This is a genomic window from Sphaerotilus mobilis, assembly GCF_004216565.1.
Lineage (GTDB): Bacteria > Pseudomonadota > Gammaproteobacteria > Burkholderiales > Burkholderiaceae_C > Sphaerotilus > Sphaerotilus mobilis.
The window spans coordinates 17,634-35,594 of sequence record NZ_SGWV01000008.1 but is presented as its reverse complement, the minus strand read 5'-3'; the positions used below and the strand labels follow the sequence as shown (position 1 = coordinate 35,594).

The following is a 17,961-nucleotide window of genomic DNA, read 5'->3' as shown; positions in this document are numbered from 1 at the left end:
GACGAGGAATTCATGCTGAAAAGCCTGTTTGGAGATTTGACCCCGCTGCGCGAGCCGGCCGAGCGGCGTGAGTCGCCACCCGACTTTGTGGCCACCGCGATACTCGAATCGGTGGCGGGCGAGGTCAATGACCGCGGCCAGATCGTCGACCGCAACCTGCGCGACCTCTTCGTCACCGGCTCGCCGGCCCAGGCGATGCGGGCCCACTTCGCGGGCAGCCGCGAGGAACATGGCGCCGACCAGCGCATCATCAGCCTGCACGACCCGGCCCAGATGTGGGCGGCGGCGGTCATCAAGGCCCTGGCCGACGCCAGCGGCCAGCCGGTCGAACGCCTGCACCTGCGCGACCAGACGACGCTGGGCACGCTGGCCATGATCGAGCGCACGACCCTGCCGCGCCGGGCTGGCGACACGCTCAAGGTCTACCACGCCGATGTGCGCGGTCAGGGCGCCGATGTCAGCGCCATCCCCTATGCGCTGATGGAACGCTCGGACCTGACCGCTGTGATCGTCGGCCCGCTGCCGCCGTCGGCGATCGACGAGATGCTCACGCAGCTGCGCACCGCCATCGCCAGCGACACCTGGCATTGCCCGCACCTGCTGTTCTTGCTGCCGGTCGGTGCGTCCTGGATCGCCAACAAGATCGAGGCCTTGAGCTGGCCGGCCGGCATGCAGGTGCAGACGCTGGCCGAGCCGCTGACCAGCGCCAGCGCGGTCTGGAACAAGCTGCTGGCGCACTGGAACCAGATCAAGGGCAGCCACGGCGCAGCGGCGGGTCCTGCCACCCAGGCCCGCGTGGCGCCGGGCGGACCGGGGTCCAGCCATGCGGCCATGGCGCGTGCCGAAGCGGGTCCGAGCGGCTTTGGCCTGGCCTCGGCCTTTGCGCCGACCTATCCGCCTTCGCTGAGCCCGGCACCGCACAACGAGAGCGTGCACACCAACAACACGACGACGGTGCTGGTGGCCTCGCCGGCCTATCCGTCGGCCGCGTCGGCCTATCCCAGCACAGGCGCCGGCGACGCCGCCGGCGGCCATGAAGCCACACGCCGCGCCCCCGATGCGCAGCGCGCGGCCAGCGTGCTCCATGAGCTGATGCTGTTGGATGGCCTGATCTTCGCGGCGCTGGTCGACATCAATTCCGGTCAGGTCGTCGCCAGCGAAGGTCGCGGCCCGGACATCGACCGCGCCGCCGTCGCCGCCAGCGAGGTGCTGCGGGTCCACCGCCGCACGCTGCGCCAGCTTGGCCATGCGCGGGTCAACGATCCGGTCGACGAGGTGCTGGTGACAGCCGGCAGCCGCTACCACATCCTGCGCACGCTGCAGGCGCATCCGGACTTCTTCATCCTCGCCGTGCTCGACAAGCTGCGCAGCAACCTGGCCATGACCCGCTTCCGCATCATGGAAGCGCAACAGGTGCTGAACTGAGCGTGAGCCGCCCCGGTCCGGGCCTGCTGGCCCAACCCACGACACCATCGACGCCCCCGACCGGCGAGCTCCCGCGCGTGCGCCTGCTCAAGCGCGAGCTGCGCACCACTGAAAAGGCGCCCGACGCGCCGGCGCTGGCGCGGATCTTTGGCAAGACGGCGGCCACCGCTCTGAGCTGGCTGGTGATCTGGGACGCCTCACGCAGCTGGCCGGCGTTGGCCATGGTGGATCTGGCCGAGGCCGGCACCGGCGCGATCACCGAGCTGTCGATGCGCCGCGAAGGCCAGTTGGCCCCTTTGCTGCACGCCGAACACGTCGAACTGACGCTCGACGGCCAGGCGCTGGGCGTGCTGCTGCTGCGCACCCTGCCGCACCACACGGCGTCTCTCAAGCTGGCCCTGTCGCTGATGCGCCAGGCCGACCGGCTGGTGGTGATGGCCGGGGGCAGCGCCGACCACGACTGGCTGCGCGTGCTCGAACACGCCTTGCCGGCGTCCGGTTGGCAGGGCCCGGTCTGGCAAGTGGCCGTGCCGGTGGAGGCGTCGACCCGGGCGGCCCGGCTGCGTCGCCACACCTGGCCGGCGGGCGTGCGGGTGCAGGCCTTCGACTGGCCCCGGGCCGGTCGCAAGCACTGGAACCTGGACCTGCTGCGACGTGTCTTGCTGGAGCCGATCGGCGTGACCTTCCCCAACACCCCGACCGGCGCCCCTGCCGGTCCCGACCTGGAGTCCCGCGTGGCCCGACCGAAACCCCTGCGCACGGCCCCGCATGCCGAGTCGAGCAAGGTACAGCCCCGCGTCGACCTGCCGCCGCTGGGTCCGCCCGACCGGCTGCACAAGTCGGCCTGCGAACAGCTGATCGCCGTGCCCGGTGTGCGGGCTTGCGCCGTGTTGCGGCTGGCCGACGCGGCCTTGCTGGCGCAGCAGGGTGATGCGGACTGGCTGGCCGCCGGTGCGGCCGAGACCGGGCGTGTCGCCCGTGGCTGGCGTCAGAGCAACGCGGCCACCGAGACATCGCCCGACACCCTCAGCTGGACCCATGCCCAGCGCCAGCACCTGCTGCTGCGCCTGCCTGAGGATGGCCGCGACCTGGCCTTGCTCGCCCTCAGCGACCCGGCCACGACCGACACCGCCGAGCTGCGCTGGATGGCCACCGTCGCCCGCAACGCCCTGGCCTGAGAGCCCAAGGGGCTCGGGGGCTGGGCTAGCATCCCCGCCCGTTCTTCAGCCCTGCACCTGCGGCCCCTGCGCCGCCCCGCCATGACCACCGCCACCCCGCAGCAGTCCGCCCAGTACGACTATGACCAGCAGGACGCCAGCGGCGCCACCTGCACCGCCCACGCCTGGGCCAAGGTGCCCGCGCCGCTGACGCCCGCGCAGCGGCGGGATCTGAAGGCCCGCGCCGCCGAGCTGATCAAGGCCCGTGGCGCCGTGCTGGTCGCCCACTACTACGTCGACGGTGACCTGCAGGACCTGGCGGTGGAGACCGGCGGCTGCGTCTCCGACTCGCTGGAGATGGCCCGCTTCGGCCGCGACCATGCGGCGCAGACGCTGGTCGTCGCGGGCGTGCGCTTCATGGGCGAGAGCGCCAAGATCCTGTCGCCTGCCAAGCGGGTGCTGATGCCCGACCTGGACGCCACCTGCTCGCTCGACCTGGGTTGCCCGAGCGACGCCTTCAACGCTTTCTGCGATGCCCACCCGGACCGCACCGTGGTGGTCTACGCCAACACCAGCGCGGCCGTGAAGGCCCGCGCCGACTGGATGGTCACCAGCAGCTGCGCCCTGCCCATCGTGCGCCACCTGCATGCCCAGGGCCGCAAGATCCTGTGGGCGCCGGATCGCCACCTGGGCGGCTACATCCAGCGCGAGACCGGCGCCGACATGCTGATGTGGAACGGCGCCTGCATCGTGCACGACGAGTTCAAGGGCCTGGAGCTGGAGCTGCTGCGCCGCGAACACCCGGGCGCGAAGATCCTGGTGCACCCCGAGTCGCCGCAGCACGTGGTCGAACAGGCCGACGTGGTCGGCTCGACCGCGCAGCTGCTCAAGGCGGTGATCGAGCTGGACGCGCGCGAGTTCATCGTCGCCACCGACAACGGCATGTTCCACCGCATGCGCCAGGCCGCGCCGGGCAAGGTGCTGATTGAGGCGCCGACCGCCGGCAATGGCGCGACGTGCAAGAGCTGCGCACACTGCCCGTGGATGGCGATGAACGCCCTGCAGGGTGTGATCGACTGCCTCGAACACGGCCACGGCGAGATCCAGGTCGACGAGCCGGTGCGCACGCAGGCCGAAGGCTGCATCCGCCGCATGCTCGACTTCGTCGCCGCGCAACCGTCGGCCGTCGCCGCGCCGATGTCGACCCGCATGGGCGCAGCCTGAGCAGGCTGTCACGGCGCCACGGCCGACCTTGCGGGTTTGTTCAAGTTCGGTGAGCGCTGGCCGATAAGGCCGTCAGACCGACCTCAGCGGAACCGCCTGCCATGACGCCCGACTTCAGCTCCGTGCACAACCACTACGAACGCCCGGTGTTCGACGCCGTCGCGCGCATGGCATCGAACTACCCCTACCTGAGCGCCGAACAGCTGCCCGACGTGGCCTGCGTGGCGCTCAACCGGCTGGGGGCGCGCTACATCCGCCACACCGTCGACCTGGCCTTCTACCTGACCGAGAAGGAGCGCCTGTCGATGGAACAGACCATCAGCGACGCGGTCAGCTTTGCTTTCGAATTTGTGCAGGCCCGCATCGCGATGCGGGCGCGGCGCTGAGCGAAGGCCAGCGATCCGCTGGGCGCCATCGCGCCGGAATCAACCGGCGTCGATCGTGCGCCGGCGCGCCTCGCGCACCAGGATGGTGGGGAAGCTGACCGGCAGCGTGTCCGGGAAGTCGCGGCTGAAGTGCAGGCCGCGGCTCTCGTGGCGCATCAGCGCCGACCGCACGATCAGCTCGGCACAGTCGACCAGGTTGCGCAGCTCCAGCAGGTCGCGGTTGACGCGGAAGTTCTTGTAGTAGTCGTCGATCTCGCTGCGCAGGAACTCGATGCGGTGCAATGCCCGCTCCAGCCGGCGGGTGGTGCGCACGATGCCGACGTAGTTCCACATCAGCAGGCGCAGTTCGTCCCAGTTGTGCGAGATGACGACCTGCTCGTCGGCGTCCTCGACCTTGCTTTCGTCCCAGGCCGGCACCGACGGGTGCCGCTCGGAGGGCCGCGCCAGGATGGACTCGGCACAGGTCCGCCCCAGCACCACACATTCCAGCAGCGAGTTGCTGGCCAGCCGGTTGGCACCGTGCAGGCCGGTGTAGGTCGTCTCGCCAACGGCGTAGAGGCCCGGCAGGTCGGTGCGGCCGAACAGGTCGGTGACGACGCCGCCGCAGGTGTAGTGGGCCGCCGGCACCACCGGGATGGGCTGCACGGCGATGTCGATGCCCAGCGCCAGGCAACGGGCGTGGATGGTCGGGAAGTGCTCGCGCAGGAAGGCTTCGCCGAGGTGGGTCGCGTCCAGCCAGACATGGTCCAGGCCGTGGCGCTTCATCTCGAAGTCGATCGCCCGGGCCACCACGTCGCGCGGCGCGAGTTCGGCGCGTTCGTCGTGCTGTGGCATGAAGCGGGTGCCGTCGGGCAGGCGCAGCAGGCCGCCCTCGCCGCGCAGCGCCTCGGTGATCAGGAAGCTGCGGTCCTGCGGGTGGTAGAGGCAGGTCGGGTGGAACTGGATGAATTCCATGTTGCCGACCCGGCAGCCGGCCCGCCACGCCATGGCGATGCCGTCGCCGGTGGAGGTGTCCGGGTTGGTCGTGTAGCGGTAGACCTTGCCGGCGCCGCCACTGGCCAGCACGACCGCCTCGGCCGGCAGGGTCTCGACCCGGCGGGTGTCGATGTCCAGCGCGTAGACGCCGTAGCAGCGCGGCGCCTCGTTGCGGCGCACATGGCGCGAGGTGATCAGGTCGACCGCCATCCACCGTGCCCGCAGCGAAATGCGTGGATGCTGGCGGACCTCGGCGAGCAGCGCCTCGTGGATGGCCTTGCCGGTCGCGTCCGCCGCGTGGGCGATCCGGCGCACGGCATGGCCGCCCTCGCGCGTCAGGTGCAGGCCCAGCGGGCCTTCCGGGTCGGCCGAGAACGGCACGCCCCGGTCGACCAGCCAGCTCACCGCCTCGGCGCTGCGCTCGGCGATGAAGCGGGCGGTGTGCTCGTCGACCAGACCGGCGCCGGCCTCCTGGGTGTCGCGCACATGGCTGTCGACGCTGTCGTCGTCGCCCAGCACGCCGACGATGCCACCCTGCGCCCAGGCGGTGGCCGATTCCTCCAGGCTGCGTTTGGCCAGCACGACCACGTCGCGGCCCTCCTGGGCCAGGTGCAGGGCGACGGTCAGGCCGGCCAGACCGGCGCCGATGATGACAACGGGCAGGCCTGCGGAAACGGTGTTGGAGCTCATGAAGCGGCTTTTGCGCGACACCTGCGGGCGGCTCGGAGCTGGCCGCTTGGGTTCATCGCTGTCGGTGGGGGCTGGATGATAGGATGACCGAATGTAAACAAATGCTGCAGCGATGGTCGCCTCAGACGACCGTTGCGCGCCCTGCGGCAGTTCCCAGCGCAAGGTCCGACTGGACCGGAGGCCCGGCATGAATCGTCCGCTCGAACTGCCCTCGCGTCGCCGCGCTGATCCCGGCATGGATTCCCGTCCGATGGGCCTGTCGACCTTCGACACCGTGCGCGACAACGGTCCCGAAAGCCAGATCCACACGCTGATCGCGCCCAACCCAGGCGACTACCTCGGCGAACGGCCGGACATCGGTCGCGCGGTCGGCAACCAGACCCGCGAGCTGTTCGTGTCCTGCGAGGTCGGTGACGCGCTGCAGCAGCAGTTTGACCACCTGCAGCCGTCCTACATCGCCCTGCACGACCTCGCCTGCCACGCCGCCAGCCACCTGCTGCAGGCGGTCGCGGCGGCGGCCGGTCGACCGGTTCAACGCCTCGTGATCCGCCGTCAGGGTTACGGCACGACGCTGGCGAGCCTGGAATTTGTCGACTGCCCCGCCAGCCAGCAGGGCGTCGTGCGCATCTACAGCACCGACGCCGACACCGACACCCAATCGCGCACGGCCTTGACCCGCGTGCTGCTGAGCCGCGCCACCTTGGCGGTGGTGATGATGGGCGACCTGCCCAGCCACGCCGTGCCGGAACAGTTGCAGCCGCTGCGTGAGCTGCTGTTCAGCCCGGCCTGGGAGTGCCCGCACCTGCAGCTGATGCCGCTGGCGCCGGCAACGGCCATCGCGCTGAAGTCGGTCGCTGGTGGCCTGACCGCCGGTGCCGGCGTGCAGACCCGGCTGGCGCCCATGGTCAGCCGCCCGGCCGAAGCCTGGGCCTACCTGAGCGCGACCTGGAACCACATCCAGTCGCAGCAACACCCGGACGGTCAGGGCCTGGCCCTGCTGGACACGCTGGCGCCGTCGCGCGAGGTCCGCCTGGCGATGCCCGACACCCGCAGCGGCAGCGCCCGGCCCAAGCCGATGGAGCGCTTCGTGCACGAGGTCAGCGCCCTACCCGGCGTGCGTGACATCTGCCTGTTCGAGGTCTCGACCAGCCGCGTGCTGGCCCATGCCGGCCTGCATCCCAAGTCGACCGAGCTGGCGCGCCGCGGCACCTTGCTGCTGGCGGCCGCCGCCAGCAACCGCAAGCAGCTCGACATCGACGGCCCCACCGACGAACTGCTGCTGATGGGTGGCCTGCACGCCCAGGGCCTGCGCATGCTGCACAGCCACCCGGGCATCGCGATGCACGTGATCTTCACGCCCACCCAGACCGACTGGCCGCAGCTGCGCCCGAAACTCATGGCGCTGGATGCCGCGCTGCCCCGGGGACCAGTGATCTAGTGCCCCTCGCCCGGCGGGTACGCCGGGCGATCCCCCAAGGGGATGGCCGGCCGGCTTGGGGCGGCCCGGCGCTCGGCCGGCTGGGATGGTGCCCCTCGCCCGGCGGGTACGCCGGGCGATCCCCCGAGGGGATGGCCGGCCGGCTTGGGGCGGCCCGGCGCTCGGCCGGCTGGGTCAATGCACGGTGCGCCCGAACTCGAAGCTGCCGTCGGCGGCCAGGTTGACTGGCACGACGTCCTTCGGGCCGAAGCGGCCTTCGAGGATCAGTCGGGCGACCGGGTTCTCGATGCGCTGCTGGATGGCGCGCTTGAGCGGGCGGGCGCCAAACAGCGGATCGAAGCCGACCTTGGCGAGTTCGGCCAGCGCCTCGGGCGTGACCTCCAGCGCCATGTCCATCTTGGCCAGACGGCCTTCGAGCGCCTTGAGCTGGATCTTGGCGATCGCCTCGATGTGGGTCTGGTCGAGCGCGTGGAAGACCACCGTCTCGTCGATCCGGTTGAGGAACTCGGGTCGGAAGTGCAGCTTGACCTCATCCCAGACCGCCTCGCGGATCAGCTCGGTGTCCTGACCGGCCATCTGCATGATCAGCTGCGAGCCCAGGTTGCTGGTCATCACGATCACCGCGTTCTTGAAGTCGACCGTGCGGCCCTGGCCGTCCGTCAGCCGGCCATCGTCAAGCACCTGCAGCAGCACGTTGAAGACGTCCGGGTGGGCCTTTTCGACCTCGTCGAGCAGGATGACGCTGTAGGGCTTGCGCCGCACCGCTTCGGTCAGGTAGCCGCCCTCGTCGTAGCCGACGTAGCCGGGCGGCGCGCCGATCAGGCGCGAGACCGAGTGCTTCTCCATGAACTCGCTCATGTCGATGCGGATCATGTGCTCCTCGCTGTCGAACAGGAATCCCGCCAGCGCCTTGCACAGCTCGGTCTTGCCCACGCCAGTCGGGCCCAGGAAGAGGAAGCTGCCGAGCGGCCGGTTCGGGTCCGACAGGCCAGCGCGCGAGCGCCGGATCGCGTTGGCGACCGCGACGATGGCCTCTTCCTGCCCGACCACGCGCTCGTGCAGCCGGCCCTCCATCTTCAGCAGCTTGTCGCGCTCGCCCTGCATCAGCTTGGACACCGGGATGCCGGTGGCGCGCGAGACCACCTCGGCGATCTCCTCGGCGCCGACCATGGTGCGCAGCAGCTGCGGCCGGCCGGTGCCCTTCTTGTTGGCCTCGGCGTCCTGCGACGCCTTCAGGCGCTTCTCGATCTCGGGCAGGCGGCCGTACTGCAGCTCGGCGACCTGGTTGAACAGGCCCTTGCGGGTCAGGTCCTCGATCTGCGAGCGGATGCGGTCACGCTCGGCCAGCAGGTCCTCGCTGCCCAGCGCGGCGGCCTTCTCGGCCTTCCAGATCTCGTCGAGGTCGTTGAGCTCGCGCTGCAGCTTGAGCATCTCGTCCTCGATCAGGTCGAAGCGCTTGACCGAGGCCTCGTCCTTTTCCTTGCGCACCGCCTCGCGCTCGATCTTCAGCTGGATCAGCCGACGGTCGAGCTTGTCCATCGCCTCGGGCTTGCTGTCCTTCTCGATCTTGATCTTGGCCGCTGCCTCGTCGATCAGGTCGATCGCCTTGTCGGGCAGGAAGCGGTCGGTGATGTAGCGGTGGCTCAGCTCGGCGGCGGCAACGATGGCCGGGTCGGTGATCTCCACGCCATGGTGGACCTCGTACTTCTCCTGCAAGCCGCGCAGGATGGCCACCGTCGCTTCAACGCTGGGCTCGTCGACCAGCACCTTCTGGAAGCGGCGCTCCAACGCGGCGTCCTTCTCGACATGCTTGCGGTACTCGTCGAGCGTGGTCGCGCCGATGCAGTGCAGCTCGCCGCGCGCCAGGGCCGGCTTGAGCATGTTGCCGGCGTCGATCGCGCCCTCGGCCTTGCCCGCGCCGACCATGGTGTGAAGCTCGTCGATGAACAGGATGATGCGGCCCTCGTCGAGCGCGACTTCCTTGAGCACCGCCTTGAGCCTTTCCTCGAACTCGCCGCGGTACTTGGCACCGGCCAGCAAGCCGGCCATGTCCAGCACCAGCACGCGCTTGTTCTTCAGCGACTCGGGCACCTCGCCGTTGACGATGCGCTGGGCCAGCCCTTCGACGATGGCGGTCTTGCCCACGCCCGGCTCGCCGATCAGCACGGGGTTGTTCTTGCTGCGCCGCTGCAGCACCTGGATGGCGCGGCGGATCTCGTCGTCGCGGCCGATGACCGGGTCGAGCTTGCCCATGCGGGCCCGCTCGGTCAGGTCGAGCGTGTACTTCTTGAGCGCCTCGCGCTGACCTTCGGCATCGGCCGTGTCGACCTTCTGCCCGCCCCGCACGGCGTCGATGGCCGCTTCCAGCGATTTGCGCGTCAGGCCATGGCCACGCACCACGCCGCCGATGTCGTTGCGGGCGTCCGCCAGCGCGAGCAGGAACATCTCGCTGGCGATGAAGGGATCGCCGCGCTGGCCGGCTTCCTTGTCGGTCGCCTGCAGCAGCTGCATCAGGTCACGGCCGGGCTGGATCGGGCCGCCGCCCTGCACGCTGGGCAGGCCCTTGACGAGGGTGTCCATCGCGGTCTTGAGCGCGGCCACGTCGGCACCGGCCCGTTCGAGCAGGGCACGCGGGCCGTCCGGCTGGGCCAGCATCGCGGCCAGCAGGTGGGCGGGTTCGATGTAGGGGTTGTCGCGGGCAACGGCCAGGCTCTGGGCGTCGGCGAGCGACTGCTGAAAGGCGGTGGTGAGCTTGTCGAGACGCATGGGTTGGTCCTCCGGATGCAGGACGACATGAGGCGAGCCCGGTCCATTTCAAGCCTGCCCGCCAGCCCACTGATCCCCGGATCGCCGGCATCGACGGGCGCTTGCGCTGCGTCAAGCCGGTGCGGATCAACCCCGCAGCGCCAGGAACTTCAGGCCGCCGGCCAGATCGCCCGCGCCAGCGCGAAGCCGCCCGCCGCCGCCGCCAGCGAGGCCACGACATGCGCCAGCGTGTGCGCCAGCGCCCAGCCATATCGACCGGCCTGCAGCAGCGCCAGCGACTCGGACGAGAAACTCGAGAAGGTCGTGAAGCCGCCCAGCAGGCCAGTCACCAGCAGCAGGCGCAAGAGCGGATCGGGCCAGCGCTGCAACGCCACCATGGCCACGCCGATCAGCAAGCCGCCAACCACGTTGACCAGCCAGGTGCCCAGCGGAAAGCCCTTGAAGACCGGGTTGAACAAGACACCCACCTGCCAGCGCGCCAGCGCGCCCAGCGCCGAGCCGGCCGCAACCGCGCCGGCTTGCAGCAGCATCGAGGCGCTCAAGCGCCCTCGCCCGCCACCGCGTTGCGGGTCGACAGGCCCCAGCGCTGCGCCGCCGCGTCGTCACTGACGCGGGCGTCGACCCAGCGGGCGCCTTCGGGTGTCGTTTCCTTCTTCCAAAACGGCGCCTCGGACTTGAGGTAGTCCATCAGGAATTCGCAGGCCTGGAAGGACTGGCCGCGGTGCGCCGAGCTGACGGCCACCAGCACGATCTGGTCGAGCGCCTGCAGGAGGCCGACGCGGTGGATGACCCGCGCGGCGCGGATGTCGAAGCGGCGCAGGGCCTCGTCGATCATGGCCTCGATGGCGCGCTCGGTCATGCCGGGGTAGTGCTCCAGCTCCATCGTGCTGATGCCGCGCACGCCAGCGCCGTCGTCGCGGTCGCGAACGGTGCCGACAAAGGACGTGACCGCGCCGACGCCACCGTCACCGGCGCGCAGCGCGGCAACCTCGGCAGCCAGGTCGAAGTCGGCGGTCTGGATCGAGACGCGGGGCATCGTGGCCATGGCGGGCTCCGGGGCAGTGGGTCAGCCGCCAGTGACGGGCGGGAAGAAGGCCAGTTCGGCGCCATCGGCCAGCGCGGCGCTCTCGGCCACCATGGCCTGGTTCAGCGCCGCGCGCACGGCCCGGCCGCGGGCCAGCGCGCTGGCGTGGGCGCCGCCGCGTGCGATCAGCAGGTCACGCACCTCGGCGACGGTGGCCGGGCCGGCCAGTTCGAGCGTCTCGCCGGGGCCGAGGGCCTCGCGCAGGGCGGCAAAGTAGCGCAGCTGGATCTTCATGGTCTGCAGGCGACTCATTCGGTGAAGGGGATGAAGCGCACGGTGTCGCCGGCGGCGATGGTCTGGCCACCCGGGTTGTCAACCAGGCCGTCGGCCCAGTGGGCCGAGGTCAGCACGCCGGAGCTCTGGTTGGGGAACAGGTCCAGCCCACCCCGATCGTTGACGCGCACACGCAGGAACTCGCGCCGCTTGTCGGCACGCGGCCAGTCGAAGTCGGCACGCAACGGAAGGGCCTTGGGCGCGAGGTCGGTCGCGCCCTGCAGGCGCCGGATCACCGGTCGCACCATCAGCAAACAGGTGACGAAGCTGGACACCGGATTGCCCGGCAGGCCGATGAACCAGGCCCCGAGGTGGCGCTCCGGATCCGGCGCATCGATGGCGCGGCGCACGCTGCCAAAGGCCAGCGGCTTGCCGGGCTTCATCGCGATCTGCCACAGGTGCAGCCGGCCTTCGGCTTCCACGGCCGGCCGGATGTGGTCTTCCTCGCCGACCGAGACGCCGCCGGAGGTGAGGATCAGGTCGTGCGACTGCGCGGCTTCCCGCAGGGCGGCACGCGTGTCGGCCAGCCGGTCCGGCACGATGCCGAGGTCGGTGACCTCGCAGCCCAGGCCTTCGAGCAAGGCCCGCAGCGTGTAGCGGTTGGAGTTGTAGATGGCACCGGGCCGCAGCGGCTCGCCGGGCATGACGAGCTCGTCGCCGGTCGAGAACAGCGCGACACGCGGGCGCGGCGCGACGCCCAGGCTGGCCGCGCCAACGGACGCCGCCAGGCCCAGCGCCGCCGCGTTCAGCCGCGTGCCCGCGTGCAGCACGGTGCTGCCCACGCGCACGTCCTCGCCCTGACGGCGGATCCACTGACCGGCTTCGGGACGGGCCTGGATCACCACATGGCCGAGCCCGCCGGCCGCATCCGGTTCGTGGCGGGTCTGTTCCTGCATCACCACCGCATCGGCGCCGGGCGGGATCTGCGCGCCGGTGAAGATGCGCGCGGCGGTGCCCGGCTTCAGGGGCTGGCCCACCACGCCAGCGGGGATGCGCTGATCAACTCGCAGGCGCGTCTCGTCACCCACGATGTCGGCGACACGCAGCGCGTAGCCGTCCATCGAGGTGTTGTCGGCCGGCGGCACGTCAAGCAAGGAGATGACGTCCTCGGCCAGGATGCGGTCGCGGGCCTGGAAGGTGGAGACCCGCTCCCCGCGTGTCGCGGGCAAGGGCGACACGGTGCTCAGCAGTCGTTCAAGCGCGTCGTCCAGCGGCAGCAGGGGCGAGGCGGGGCGGCGGGCAGGTTCAGTCGACATGGGGGACGTGGACGGTGGCGTCGTAGGCGTGGCGTCGCGGATCTTGCAACAGGAAGTCGACGATCTGCGCGGGGCTGTCCAGATCCAGCACCGGCAGCCCGGTCGGCTCGGGCAGCGCCGCGCCGGCCTTGACCGCCAGCGCGATGACATGCGGATCGCCCTGCGCATACAGCGCGACAGCGCCGGGCGTCGCGCGCCAGACCTCGATCTTGGGCAGGCTGGCGTGCTTGAAGCCTTCGACCAGCACCCAGTGCCCGGGCCCGAGGTCGACCAGCTCGGCCAGCATCTGGTGGACATCCAGCGCCTCGGGCGACGCGAACTCGCGCACCTTGGCCAGCCGGTGGTCGTTGGCGATGACGACCTCGAAGGCACCGGCCTGGCGATGCCGCCAGCTGTCCTTGCCCGGCACGTCGATGTCGAACCGCTTGTGCGCGTGTTTGACCACCGAGACACGCAGGCCGCGGGCGCGGAACGCAGCGATCAGGCCTTCGGCCAGGGTCGTCTTGCCCGAGCCGGACACACCACAGAGACCGACAACGTGCATGAGACGAATCCGGGAAGCGAAGCAGGATCGGGCGCAGGTCGACACCCGCGCCCGGGGGTCACAAGCTGACGTGCGCCTCGATGTAGCGCTGCACCGTGGCCGTGTCGGCCGGCACGATCTGAAAGCGCTTGGGACGCGACTCCAGATCCGCCAGATGGGCCGGCCGAGGCGCGTGCACGTCCTCGCCCAGCGCCTCGGTGATCGTGGCTTCGAACTTGGCCGGCAAGGCCGTCTCCAGCACGATCATCGGGATGCCGTCCTGGCGACGCTCGCGCGCCACCTTCAGGCCGTCGGCCGTGTGGGTGTCGACCAGCACGCCATGACCCTGCCAGGTCGCCTGGATGGTCGCCAGCCGGTCGGCATGGGTGCTGCGCCCGGCCACGAAGCCGTAGCTGGCCACCCGCGCGAACTCGTCGGCCGACAGCGTGAATGCGCCCTCGGTCGACAAGGCCGCCCCGAACAGCGCCTGCGTGCGCGCACCGTCACGACCCAGCAGGTCGAAGACAAAACGCTCGAAGTTGCTGGCCTTGGAGATGTCCATCGACGGGCTCGACGTCTCCCAGGTCTCGGCGCTGGCGCGCACCCGGTAGGTGCCGGTGCGGAAGAACTCCTCCAGCACGTTGTTCTCGTTGGTCGCGACCACCAGCTGCGCGATCGGCAGGCCCATCATCCGGGCGACATGGCCGGCGCAGACGTTGCCGAAGTTGCCCGAAGGCACCGTGAAGCTGACCACCTGGTCGTTCGTCGAGGTGGCCTGGAAGTAGCCGGCAAAGTAGTACACGACCTGGGCCAGCAGGCGGGCCCAGTTGATCGAGTTGACCGTGCCGATGCGGTACTTGCGCTTGAAGGCCAGGTCGTTGGAGACCGCCTTGACGATGTCCTGACAGTCGTCGAACACGCCCTCGACCGCGAGGTTGTGGATGTTGGCGTCCTGCAGGCTGAACATCTGCGCCTGCTGGAAGGGGCTCATGCGGCCGTGCGGGCTGAGCATGAAGACGTTGACGCCCTTCTTGCCGCGCATCGCATGTTCGGCCGCGCTGCCGGTGTCGCCCGAGGTGGCGCCCAGGATGTTGAGGCTCTCGCCGCGTCGGGCCAGTTCGTACTCGAACAGGTGGCCCAGCAACTGCATGGCCATGTCCTTGAAGGCCAGCGTCGGGCCGTTGGACAGGGCTTCGAGCATCAACCCGGATTCCAGCGGCTTGAGCGGCACGATCGCCGCCGTGCCGAACACCTCGGCGGTGTAGGTCTTGCGCACCAGCGTGCGCAGGTCCTCGGCCGGGATGTCGTCGATGTAGAGCGACAGGATCTCGAAGGCCAGGTCGGCGTAGGACAAGCCGCGCCAAGCGGCCAGCGTCGCCGCGTCGACCGTCGGGTAGGCGACGGGCAGGTAGAGCCCGCCGTCCGGTGCCAGGCCTTCGAGCAGGATCTCGGAGAAGCCGCGCGGGGTCTGGTCGCCGCGGGTGCTGATGTACTTCATCGACGGCCTCAGGCGAGTTCTTCCTTGCGCAGGCTGACGATGGGCGCAAGCACCGTCGGCAAGGCCTGCATCTGCGTCAGCGCCGCACGCATGCGGCCTTCGACGGTCTCGTGCGTCAGGATGATGACGTCGGTGGAGTGCTCGCCCTCGGCCGATTCGCGCTGCAGCACCGCATCGATCGAGATGTCGGACTCGGCCAGGATGCGCGTGATGGCGGCCAGCACGCCCTTCTGGTCGGCCACCCGAAGGCGCAGATAGAAGGAGGTCACGACCTGGTCGATCGACACGATCGGCGTGGCATGCAGCTCGTCGGGCTGGAAGGCCAGGTGGGGCACGCGTTGCTCGGGGTCGGCGGTGTGCAGACGGGTGATGTCGACCAGATCGGCGATCACGGCCGATGCGGTCGGCTCGCTGCCGGCGCCCTTGCCGTAGTACAGCGTGGTGCCCACGGCATCGCCCTGCACCATCACCGCGTTCATCGCACCTTCGACGTTGGCGATCAGGCGCTTGCTGGGCACCAGCGTCGGGTGCACACGCAGCTCGATGCCGGCGGCCTGGCGGCGAGCGATGCCCAGCAGCTTGATGCGGTAGCCGAGCTGCTCGGCGTAGCGGATGTCCGCGCCCTGGAGCTTGGTGATGCCCTCGACGTGCGCCTTGTCGAACTGCACCGGGATGCCGAAGGCCAGCGCGCTCATCAGCGTGGCCTTGTGGGCCGCATCGACCCCTTCGATGTCGAAGGTCGGATCGGCTTCCGCATAGCCCAGGCGCTGCGCCTCCTTGAGCACGACCTCGAAGTCGAGGCCCTTGTCGCGCATCTCGCTGAGGATGAAGTTGGTGGTGCCGTTGATGATGCCGGCGACCCACTGGATCTGGTTGGCGGTGAGGCCCTCACGCAGGGCCTTGATGATGGGGATGCCACCGGCCACGGCGGCCTCGAAGGCAACCATCACGCCACGCTCGCGTGCGGCGGCGAAGATCTCCGAGCCGTGCACGGCCAGCAGCGCCTTGTTGGCGGTGACCACGTGCTTGCCAGCGGCGATCGCCTCCAGCGCCAGCGTGCGGGCGATGCCGTAGCCGCCGATCAGCTCGATGACGATGTCGATGTCCGGGTTGGCAATGACCTGGCGCGCATCGGCCACGACCTGGGCACGATCGCCGACGACCTCGCGGGCGCGCTCGACGTTGAGGTCGGCCACCATCGTGATCTCGATGCCCCGGCCCGCGCGGCGGCGGATCTCTTCCTGGTTGCGGGTCAGCACGTTGAAGGTGCCACTGCCGACGGTACCGATGCCGAGCAGGCCGACTTGAATGGGTTTCATGGAAGCGGGACGCAGAGCGCCAGGTTCAGGGGTCTAGGGGAACGGGAAAGCGGGCGAGGACGGACGACGTCGCAGCGGCTCAGCGACCGTGGCGGCGCCGGTAGCCGTCGAGAAAACGTGCGATGCGCATGACCGCATCGGTCAGGTCGTCCGAGTTGGGCAGGAAGACCAGCCGGAAGTGGTCCGGGGTCGGCCAGTTGAAGCCGGTGCCCTGCACGATCAGGACCTTCTCCTCGGCCAGCAGCTCGTAAGCGAAGGCCTGGTCGTCCTCGATCGGGTAGAGCTTGGGGTCCAGGCGCGGGAACATGTAGAGCGCACCCTTGGGCTTGACGCAGCTGACGCCGGGGATGTCGGTCAGCAGCTTGTGCGCCAGATCCCGCTGGCGGCACAGCCGGCCGGTCGGCGCGACGAGGTCCTTGATGCTCTGGTAGCCACCCAACGCGGTCTGGATCGCCAGCTGCCCGGGCGTGTTGGCACACAAGCGCATGGAGGCCAGCATCGTCAGGCCCTCGATGTAGTCGCGGGCATGGCGCTTGTCGCCCGAGACCACCATCCAGCCGGCCCGGTAGCCACAGGAGCGGTAGTTCTTGCTCAGGCCGTTGAAGGTCAGCGTCAGAACGTCATCGCACAGCGAGGCGATGCTGGTGTGCGAGTTGCCGTCGTAGAGCGTCTTGTCGTAGATCTCGTCGGCAAAGATGATCAGCTGATGCTGGCGCGCGACCTCGATCAGTTCAAGCAGCAGGCTGTCCGGGTAGAGCGCACCGGTCGGGTTGTTCGGGTTGATGACCACGATCGCCTTGGTGCGCGACGTGATCTTGGCCTTGATGTCGGCGATGTCGGGGTACCACTCGCTCTGCTCGTCGCACTGGTAGTGCACCGGACGGCCACCGGACAGCGCCACGACGGCGGTGTAGAGCGGGTAGTCGGGCGAGGGGATCAGCACCTCGTCGCCATCGTCGAGCAAGGCGTTCATGCTCATGGCGATCAGCTCGGAGGCGCCGTTGCCGAGGTAGACATCGTCCACCGTCACGCCCTTGACGCCCTTCTCCTGCGTGTAGTGCACGACCGACTTGCGCGGCGCGAACAGGCCCTTGCTGTCGGTGTAGCCGGCCGAATGCGGCATGTTGCGGATCATGTCCTGCACGATCTCGTCGGGCGGCTCCAGCCCGAACACGGCGAGGTTGCCGATGTTGAGCTTGATGATCTTGTGGCCTTCTTCCTCCATCTGGCGGGCCTTCTCCAGCACCGGGCCACGGATGTCGTAGCACACGTTGGCGAGCTTGCTGGACTTGGCGACGGGCTTGAGCACAAGGTCTCCTGATGGATGGCCACGACCGGCAACCACGGACCCTTCCGAGCGCTGCCTGGGGCACAAAGCATAGAATTTTAGCCCCAGCCCAAGGGCTCACCAGGCCGTGCCAGCACCGTGAAGTTCCAACCCGAACGCCTCGAAGGCGTCAACGCCATCCAGGCCAGCACCGCCACCCAGTTGACGGTCAACCAGCAGGTCTGGACCACCAGCGTGATGGTGCCGTGGCAGGGAGAGATCGTCGCCTTCCCATGTGCCCGCGCCGAGGACTTGCAGGTCTCGCACTTTGAGGGGCTGCTGGCCTTGCAGCCCGAGGTCGTGATCGTCGGCACCGGCACGCGCCACCAGTTCGTCTCGCCGCGCCTGAGCCACCCGCTGCTGACCCGTCACATCGGCGTCGAGAGCATGGACACCGCCGCCGCCTGCCGCACCTACAACATCCTGGTCGGCGAAGGTCGCCGCGCCGTGGCGGTGCTGCTGCTTGATTGATCCGATCAGCACGTGCATCGCACGCATCGGGCCGCTGCGCCAGCCCCCGATCAGGCTGTTGAGCAAGCCGATGAGCAAGGGCGATCAGTCCAGGCGTTTTATAATCACGGGATTGCACTCGACCGAGTGCTTCTCCTGATAGAACGCTG

The 17,961-nt window shown here is 69.5% G+C and carries 16 protein-coding genes; 6 read left to right on the top strand and 10 right to left on the bottom strand.

Annotated elements, in window-relative coordinates:
• Positions 1-12: 12 nt before the first annotated feature.
• The 4 genes from EV685_RS05575 to EV685_RS05560 all read left to right on the top strand — a co-directional run bounded on the left by EV685_RS05575 (position 13) and on the right by EV685_RS05560 (position 4,192).
• Positions 13-1,425, top strand: a complete 1,413-nt coding sequence (locus EV685_RS05575) for a roadblock/LC7 domain-containing protein (RefSeq protein WP_130481032.1) — start codon at positions 13-15, stop codon at positions 1,423-1,425.
• Positions 1,426-1,427: 2 nt separating this feature from the next.
• Positions 1,428-2,603, top strand: a complete 1,176-nt coding sequence (locus tag EV685_RS05570; protein ID WP_130481031.1) for a hypothetical protein — start codon at positions 1,428-1,430, stop codon at positions 2,601-2,603.
• A gap of 81 nt (positions 2,604-2,684) precedes the next feature.
• Positions 2,685-3,806: a quinolinate synthase NadA gene (gene nadA / locus EV685_RS05565; protein ID WP_130481030.1), complete on the top strand. Its 1,122-nt coding sequence runs from the start codon at positions 2,685-2,687 to the stop codon at positions 3,804-3,806.
• A 101-nt stretch (positions 3,807-3,907) separates the two neighbouring features.
• Positions 3,908-4,192, top strand: coding sequence for a late competence development ComFB family protein (locus EV685_RS05560; RefSeq protein WP_130481029.1), 285 nt, complete (start codon positions 3,908-3,910; stop codon positions 4,190-4,192).
• A 39-nt stretch (positions 4,193-4,231) separates the two neighbouring features.
• Here the strand turns inward: EV685_RS05560 and nadB are convergent, their stop codons facing one another.
• Positions 4,232-5,857 (bottom strand): L-aspartate oxidase, encoded by a 1,626-nt coding sequence (gene nadB / locus EV685_RS05555; protein WP_130481028.1) that lies wholly within the window; start codon positions 5,855-5,857, stop codon positions 4,232-4,234.
• Between the two features lie 187 nt (positions 5,858-6,044).
• Between nadB and EV685_RS05550 the strand changes: the two genes are divergently transcribed.
• Positions 6,045-7,295, top strand: coding sequence for a hypothetical protein (locus EV685_RS05550; protein ID WP_130481027.1), 1,251 nt, complete (start codon positions 6,045-6,047; stop codon positions 7,293-7,295).
• A 174-nt stretch (positions 7,296-7,469) separates the two neighbouring features.
• Here the strand turns inward: EV685_RS05550 and clpB are convergent, their stop codons facing one another.
• The 9 genes from clpB to EV685_RS05505 form a co-directional block, all read right to left on the bottom strand.
• Positions 7,470-10,061, bottom strand: coding sequence for an ATP-dependent chaperone ClpB (gene clpB / locus EV685_RS05545; RefSeq protein WP_130481026.1), 2,592 nt, complete (start codon positions 10,059-10,061; stop codon positions 7,470-7,472).
• A 149-nt stretch (positions 10,062-10,210) separates the two neighbouring features.
• Positions 10,211-10,591 (bottom strand): fluoride efflux transporter CrcB, encoded by a 381-nt coding sequence (gene crcB, locus EV685_RS05540; RefSeq protein ID WP_130481025.1) that lies wholly within the window; start codon positions 10,589-10,591, stop codon positions 10,211-10,213.
• Positions 10,592-10,599: 8 nt separating this feature from the next.
• Positions 10,600-11,106, bottom strand: coding sequence for a molybdenum cofactor biosynthesis protein MoaE (locus tag EV685_RS05535; RefSeq protein WP_130481024.1), 507 nt, complete (start codon positions 11,104-11,106; stop codon positions 10,600-10,602).
• 21 nt (positions 11,107-11,127) lie between these two features.
• Positions 11,128-11,379, bottom strand: coding sequence for a MoaD/ThiS family protein (locus EV685_RS05530; RefSeq protein ID WP_130481023.1), 252 nt, complete (start codon positions 11,377-11,379; stop codon positions 11,128-11,130).
• Between the two features lie 14 nt (positions 11,380-11,393).
• Positions 11,394-12,674, bottom strand: coding sequence for a molybdopterin molybdotransferase MoeA (locus tag EV685_RS05525; protein ID WP_242615447.1), 1,281 nt, complete (start codon positions 12,672-12,674; stop codon positions 11,394-11,396).
• Positions 12,664-13,218: a molybdopterin-guanine dinucleotide biosynthesis protein B gene (gene mobB, locus EV685_RS05520; RefSeq protein WP_242615446.1), complete on the bottom strand. Its 555-nt coding sequence runs from the start codon at positions 13,216-13,218 to the stop codon at positions 12,664-12,666. The genes EV685_RS05525 and mobB overlap by 11 nt, the downstream gene beginning before the upstream one ends.
• Before the next feature lie 58 nt (positions 13,219-13,276).
• The gene (thrC, locus tag EV685_RS05515) at positions 13,277-14,695 is read right to left on the bottom strand and encodes a threonine synthase (protein ID WP_130481021.1); all 1,419 of its coding nucleotides are present in this window, start codon (positions 14,693-14,695) and stop codon (positions 13,277-13,279) included.
• An 8-nt stretch (positions 14,696-14,703) separates the two neighbouring features.
• Complete coding sequence (locus EV685_RS05510) at positions 14,704-16,014, bottom strand: homoserine dehydrogenase (RefSeq protein ID WP_130481020.1); 1,311 nt, start codon at positions 16,012-16,014, stop codon at positions 14,704-14,706.
• Between the two features lie 79 nt (positions 16,015-16,093).
• Positions 16,094-17,323: a pyridoxal phosphate-dependent aminotransferase gene (locus tag EV685_RS05505; protein ID WP_130481019.1), complete on the bottom strand. Its 1,230-nt coding sequence runs from the start codon at positions 17,321-17,323 to the stop codon at positions 16,094-16,096.
• Between the two features lie 117 nt (positions 17,324-17,440).
• On the opposite strand from EV685_RS05505, the gene EV685_RS05500 reads away from it, so the two are divergent.
• On the top strand, positions 17,441-17,812 hold the full coding sequence (locus EV685_RS05500; RefSeq protein ID WP_130481018.1) for an Mth938-like domain-containing protein: 372 nt from the start codon (positions 17,441-17,443) through the stop codon (positions 17,810-17,812).
• The last annotated feature ends 149 nt before the right edge of the window (positions 17,813-17,961 follow it).